The sequence below is a fragment of the Methylobacterium sp. E-025 genome (genome assembly GCF_022829705.1).
Lineage (GTDB): Bacteria > Pseudomonadota > Alphaproteobacteria > Rhizobiales > Beijerinckiaceae > Methylobacterium.
This window is the reverse complement of sequence record NZ_JAKSYR010000159.1, coordinates 1-5,088: the sequence shown is the minus strand read 5'-3', so window position 1 is coordinate 5,088 and position 5,088 is coordinate 1. Positions and strand designations below refer to the sequence as shown.

Sequence of the window (5,088 nt, the reverse complement as noted above, 5' to 3'; positions counted from 1 at the left end):
GGCGCGTGACCTGGGCGAGGCGATGCTGAAGGAGAGGTCGTTATCGTCGTACTACGACGAGGTGGCGCTCAAGGGCCTGCAGCTCGCCGCCAACGACTACGCCCGCGGAGTCGTCACACCTGTCCAACTGGAGAACATCCGGGCTTCCGCCCGATCGCTGGTCGAGGACTTCGAGGACCATCCCGATGCCGCGCCGGCGCAGGACGCCAAGGTTGCCAATCCCGGCGAGACACCGACGTTGGCCGAACGGAGCCACCCGAAGAACGAGGCGGTGCCGGGGCAGGCGCCGCCGCGGGACACCCTTCCGGAAGCCTGGCAGGGCGAGGAGCCGGTGCTATGCCTGGCCGGGCGCGGCCCGCTGGACGAGGCCTCGTCCGCCATGCTTGCCCAGTTGCTCAGGAAGCATGGACTTGGCGGTCGCGTGACGCCGTACCAGGCTGCCTCGCGTGAGGGCATCGCTGGCCTGGACCTATCGGGCGTTGCGATGGTGTGCATCTCCTATCTCGACATCACCGGCAACCCGTCGCACCTGCGCTACCTGCTGGAGCGTCTGAGGCGCCGCGCGCCTGGCGTCCCCGTGCTGGTGGGGCTTTGGCCGACCGGCGAGAAGGTGTTGACCGACGCCGCTCTCGGTCGCGAAGTCGGGGCCGATGCCTACGTGTCGTCGCTGCGGGACGCCGTCGAAGCGTGCCTGCAGACGGCCACGGGCGAACGCACCGAGGCAAGACCAGCGGTCTGAACCCGATCAAGTTCTATGCTTGGCGACCTGCGGAACGGCCCATCCAGGGACGGACCGTCTCGCATGACTCTAGGTTGCCTCAGTATACAACTTTGGTGTCAAAAAGCGGATCTTTGGTTCGGCTATCAGCTAGCACTACCTGGGCGCTTTGATGTTAGAGGGCAGCCTGAAGTTCCTTCGGTAGTGCGGACATAGAACGGGCGGGACGAGGTTGGCGAACAGCTGACCGATGATGGCCTGGCGCACGGCGGGCAGGCTAGGTGATGGCGGCGGCCCCGGAAGGCGGGTCGTCATTTTTTCCCCGCCTCGTCCGACGATGTTCGGCGAGGCGAAGGTGCTGCAGGTAGGTGCAGGCGATACACGTCATCAGCGCGTGTCGATGCAGCCCGGTCCAGGACCGTCCCTCGAAATGGTCGAGGCCGAGTTCTGCCTTGAGCTGCTGGTGGGCCTGCTCGCAGACCCAGCGCGTCTTGATCGTGCCTGCCAGGGCACGCCGTGCCGTCTCGGGCGGCAGGTTGGACAGGTCGTATTTCGCTCGCCCGATGAGCGCCACTCGCCCACGAGCCAGACGTTCGCGCCCGGCAGATGCCGGTTGTTGCCCCAGACCGGACCGTCACCGGCCCGCACCCGGATGGCGGCGAACCGGGCCGAGAGCTTGCCCTTGGTACCCTCGCGCCACGACATGTGCCGCCAGGTCAGGTCGGCCAGCACGGCCTCGGCCTCACGCGGCTCCCGGTCCGGCGAGGGCTTGCGGGCGGGCCCCGTCAGCGGCACGAGCCGCACGTCGGCTGTATAGACCTTCTGGTTCTTCACGATGCCCACCGCCCAGCGCAGGCCCCTTGCATCCAGGCCGTGACGGAAGGCGGCGCTGACGCCGTAGCCCGCATCCGCCAGCACCGTGCCGAAGCGTAGACCGGCCGCCTGCAGGCGATCGGGTTCCGACAGCGCGATCTCACCCTTGCTCCGCGGCGCGGTCGTGGCCTCGGGCATGCCGGCCTGCACGCATCGTTGCGGATCGCTCGTCCACGCCTCGGGCAGAGAACAGGCGCAAGCCCACCGGCACGGGCACCTCGCCCTGCGCCAGGGTGAGGGAGACCAGAGACTGGCAGTTGGCCTGCTTGCCCAGCGCACCGCAGTACTGGCGCGCCATCCCGACCGAGCACGTGCCGTTCTTCGGCAGGGCGGTATCGTCGATCACCAGGCAGGCATCGGATCCGCCGACCAGTCGATCCGCCTGACGGGCCAGCTCCGTCCAAAGCGGGCGATCGTCCCAGGCTGGGCTGGCGATGAAGTGCTGCAACTGGTCGTGGCCCGATAGCCCGAGCCGTACCGCCATCGGCTGAAGGCTCTTGCGATCCCCTGGGCCGAGGAGGCTCCGGAGATAGAACGGTGCCCAGGTTCGTCGGGTCTTGAGGCCCATCGCCGCCAGAAACGGCGCGAGCCACGTATCGAGCCCGTCCGTCCCCTCGCGATCCCGATCCATCGCCGCCCCCGAGCCATCCTCGGGCAGACAACGCATCACGACCCTTCAAAGTGTCCAGGTAGTGTCATCGCTTGAACCAATCGAGGGCTGCGGCGAGGCAGAGGGCAAGCGGCACTGCTCGTCAGTGGCATGTTCCTACCAGGAACGCTCAAACGAACCACCGAGCGACCGCACGCAGGCCTACTCGTAACGACACCTCCCCTTTTGGGACGGCGATCAATGATCGCGATTCAGCGATTCGAAATATTTTCATAGGCCGGAACGCAAAATTCTCCCTTCGCTTTCCGTTCGAACAAGCCATTGTTGAGGCTGTATTTTTTCAAATCCCGCTCGCCGGCTCAAGGTGTCGAAAAAATCTAGGACTCTTCTTGCGTGGCGTACTGCGCCATACTGGGACCATCGGCGAGCTGCAGCCTGACATCACGAACTCGCCAATCATCACTACTGTAAGGAACCGTCCGCGGAGAAAACTGGGTCGTACTCGTATCGCTCCAGTTGCACGAATCGGTGCAACGGCTGCAAGAGCCCGTTACGCGGTCACACTCAGTCTCGAGAAAGTCGCCCACTCGGAAAGTCTCCATCTTGGGTGTCGGCAAATCAGGATCTTCGCCGTGTCGAACAGAATTTCTCCCGACGATCCGTTGAGGCCGACGACAGGCGACCACGCCCGCGGCAATGTGGTGAGACTGCATGGCGGTGCTTCCGCATCGACATCGGCGGAAGTCGATGATGACGAGAGTCGTCACACTCAGGCGACCGGCGCCGTACAACGGGGATGCGCGGCGAGCGAGCTCGTGCCATCGCCTCGCGATCGTGGGTCATCATCGAGAGGGACACGCCCTGCGCGTCATACCTTCGCGACGACGTCCGCGTCACCTTCGAGGTCGGCGGAGGCCGACATGTTTCGAGGGGGCGGAAGCGTCCCCTTGCCATGGTCTTCGGAACCCGATCTCGACCACTCCGAAGTGGTTAGCCAGCGCACGAACGCCGCCGCCAGACCGATTCTGGAAGCCTTCGCTCGCCGCCATGGAATTTTCTCGAAGCAGGTCATCAAGGCAGTCGGAGGTCCGACACCGCTCATACATCCAGTCGTCGCACGTGAACTTGGCGGTGCGCTCCATTCCCAGGCCATGGGGAACGTGATCGCCGCAAACGCCGATCCCGCGTTGGTGCCACTCAAGGTCCGGGCGGGCTTAGCGAAGTTGTCGGCGCAGGATCTCGCGGCACTACCATCGAGCGAGGCAAAAGAAGCCTTCGCGGACTGGGACAAGCCCCTCGTACCAGCAGGGCATCACCATCCGGCCTGGCAGGCCAAGGATGCCGTCGCTTGGCTTAAGAACTTTCCTCCGATTCGACGCCTGCCCAAGCCACTGGACACCTGGGACGATGCCACGGCCGCGCTTTGGCTGAACGATCGTCCGTCGATCACGCCAGCTTCGCAGAACGGGGGTTCAGACGACGTCGTGGTGGCCATTGAAGCATCGAACCCTTAGAAGCCGTCCCTCGAGGTGCTGCATACCCTCGGCGACCTCGACCTGGAGGAACTCGCCTATCGCGTGTTCGTCGAGCGGCTGCGTCGGGAGGTGATGCCGTACCACATCAGCGAGCGAAGGCTCCGCGTGCGGGACGCCATCCTGCACGTCACCTTCGGGTACCAAACGCTCGAGGACGCACGTCGCAGTGTACGCGAGCACGATCTGAAGCGGGTCAGGCACTTCGATCGTCTGTTCGGCGTGGACCGCGAGTGGATCTACGACCTCTGCTGTCGGATCATCGATGCCTATGCATGGCCAAGTGGTTTCACCGAGTCGGACCTCTGGTCCGAATTCCCGGACCTAGACGATATCGAGCGATGACACGCCCGCCCGAACCGACCCACGCCTCTACGATAAAATCTGATCACATCATCCCAAGTTAGCGCGTCACCGCCGATGTGAATGCAACTAATACAACTATCCATCAATAAAAACTTCGTATCCATCGAGATTTTCCGATGAATATCATGTACGCGGGCCACCTCGATCGTTCCTTTCTCATGGGAGGACAGCCGGACCGATTTCGGTCGATATCCTCCCGTGGTCATGTGCCACCCTCGGATGCGTTCGGCCCGTATCGGTCCTTCTTTCAACGAGCGGGGATGATGTCCCTGTTGAGTGACGCCCTCCTAAGGCCGTTGGACCGTTCGCCACCCGCGGAAAGAGTCGTTTCCCATCGCGGGCAGGACGGTCGGATGTACGACTCGATCCGTCGAGCCGAACTCGAGGACGACGCGCTGCGTCTCGCCCATCTCGTCGTGAAAGCGAAGGCGTTCTCGGGGGCGACGATCGGGACGATGTGCCTGCGTGCACCGGAGGATCCTCACGAACCCGATCTCGTGCAGCACGTCGAAGGACTCCTCTTCGGCATCCTCCAAGCCCTACAGGCCGGAGCCACCCTCATCCTGGCGGACTGCGACCGGCAAGTGCTCGTCGAGTTGTTAGACTGCGTGGTCGCGAATGGCATCGCCTTACCGTTCTGCATCCCCGACCTCCGGAGGATGAAGACGTTCGACGGCAGGATCTCCGGCCCCGTCGCGAACCTCGAGCCGGGCGATTACAGCGACTTGAGCGCCTTCCGGACGGATCCTGCGATGCAAACCTACCGCCACCGTCTCGGTCGGCTGTCAGAGAGCCGCACAGTCGACGTCGGGACACTGCTGAAGGCCGCCCTGGCAGAAGCACAAAGGTCTAGGTCGCGGACTCATAAAGTTCGCAGCCAGACCCGGACGGCAGCGAGTTTGACGCTGGCGAGGAAGTTGTCGGGATCCTTGTCGTAGCGGGTGGCGACGGCGCGGAAGTGCTTGATCTTGCTGAAGAAGCGCTCGACC

The 5,088-nt window shown here is 63.9% G+C and carries 2 protein-coding genes and 3 pseudogenes; 3 read left to right on the top strand and 2 right to left on the bottom strand.

The window, feature by feature from the left end; all coding sequences use genetic code 11:
* A pseudogene (locus MKK64_RS23375) lies at nucleotides 1-739 on the top strand (AI-2E family transporter); the annotation flags it as partial.
* Nucleotides 740-893: 154 nt separating this feature from the next.
* On the opposite strand, the pseudogene MKK64_RS28480 reads toward MKK64_RS23375, so the two are convergent.
* Nucleotides 894-2,222 (bottom strand): annotated as a pseudogene (locus MKK64_RS28480) (IS701 family transposase).
* A 926-nt stretch (nucleotides 2,223-3,148) separates the two neighbouring features.
* Here MKK64_RS28480 and MKK64_RS23360 point away from each other — a divergent pair.
* Nucleotides 3,149-3,715: a hypothetical protein gene (locus MKK64_RS23360; protein ID WP_243937898.1), complete on the top strand. Its 567-nt coding sequence runs from the start codon at nucleotides 3,149-3,151 to the stop codon at nucleotides 3,713-3,715.
* A gap of 15 nt (nucleotides 3,716-3,730) precedes the next feature.
* Nucleotides 3,731-4,078, top strand: coding sequence for a hypothetical protein (locus MKK64_RS23355; RefSeq protein ID WP_243937896.1), 348 nt, complete (start codon nucleotides 3,731-3,733; stop codon nucleotides 4,076-4,078).
* A gap of 883 nt (nucleotides 4,079-4,961) precedes the next feature.
* Here MKK64_RS23355 and MKK64_RS23350 read toward each other — a convergent pair.
* A pseudogene (locus MKK64_RS23350) lies at nucleotides 4,962-5,088 on the bottom strand (IS5/IS1182 family transposase); the annotation flags it as partial.